General features: G+C 69.5%; 1 protein-coding gene and 1 pseudogene. Both read right to left on the bottom strand.

What is annotated here, in order from left to right:
* Nucleotides 1–539 (bottom strand): bifunctional 4-hydroxy-2-oxoglutarate aldolase/2-dehydro-3-deoxy-phosphogluconate aldolase (gene eda, locus HC022_RS27330; RefSeq protein ID WP_167454464.1); only part of this gene is annotated, 539 nt, incomplete at its 3' end.
* A 102-nt stretch (nucleotides 540–641) separates the two neighbouring features.
* A pseudogene (locus HC022_RS27325) lies at nucleotides 642–1051 on the bottom strand (glycosyl transferase); the annotation flags it as partial.

Below are 1051 nucleotides of genomic sequence, written 5' to 3'. Positions count from 1 at the left end.
ACGTTCGACAGCGACAGGTAGTCGTTGACGTTCTTCATGCTCACGCCGCCGGTCGGGCAGAAGCTGATCTGCGGCAGCGGCGCGCCGATGGCCTTGAGCGCGGGGGCGCCGCCCGAGGCCTCGGCCGGGAAGAACTTCTGCACGGTGTAGCCGCGCTCGAGCAGGGCCATGGCCTCGGAGGCGGTGGCCGCGCCCGGCAGCAGCGGCAGGCCGGCTTCCTCGCAGGCGTCAAGCAGGCGGTCGGTGGCGCCGGGCGAGACACCGAACCTGGCGCCCGCGTCCACGGCGGCGGCCACGTCCTCGGGGGTCAGCAGGGTGCCGGCGCCGACCACGCCGCCTTCGACCTTTGCCATCTCGGCGATGGCCTCAAGCGCGCAGGGGGTGCGCAGCGTGACCTCGAGCGCCGGCAGGCCGCCCCGGACGAGCGCTTCGGCCAGCGGCGCGGCATGGGCCACGTCGTCGATGACAAGCACCGGAACGACCGGTGCGAGACGGCAGATTTTCTCGGCTTCGAGGCTGGCGGCGGCGGGGGTGATCATGGTCGGACCTTTCCGGTAGAATGTCGTCGCAGCCGGGTTAGCACGGTTCCGATGACGATTGTAAGGCGCTAACAGCGCCCCGCCGCCCGCGCGATGCGGGGTTCAGCCGAATTCCTCGGTGTCGGCGGCGACGGCGGCGCGAAAATCGGCAAGCAGCGTGGGGTCGGCCGAGTGCACGCGGTTCCACGTCGGAATGAACGGCGTCTCCTGCGGGTTCTCGATGAAGAGCTGCCCCGCACGCACGATGTTCTCGCCGAACATCTCGATGCTGCGCTCCTCGGCGTGGCGGTCGATGGCGAGCCCGTTCATCCTGGCATCCGCCCAATAGGCCTCGAGCAGGTCGAGCGCCGAGCGGTAGTAGGTGGCCTTCAGCGTGCGGAACACATGCGGCGTGAACACCGTGCCGTCGGCGGCGAGCTTGCGGTAGATCGCCTTGCAGATGTCGGTGGACATGCGCGACAGGCCCTGACTCGCGTCCTCGGGCGAGAGATCCTGGTGCTTGTGGTCGTAGA

Origin of the sequence: Salipiger sp. HF18, from assembly GCF_011806505.1 — a bacterium.
Lineage (GTDB): Bacteria > Pseudomonadota > Alphaproteobacteria > Rhodobacterales > Rhodobacteraceae > Salipiger > Salipiger thiooxidans.
The sequence above is the reverse complement of the archived record's forward strand: the minus strand, read 5'-3'. Positions and strand labels throughout refer to the sequence as shown.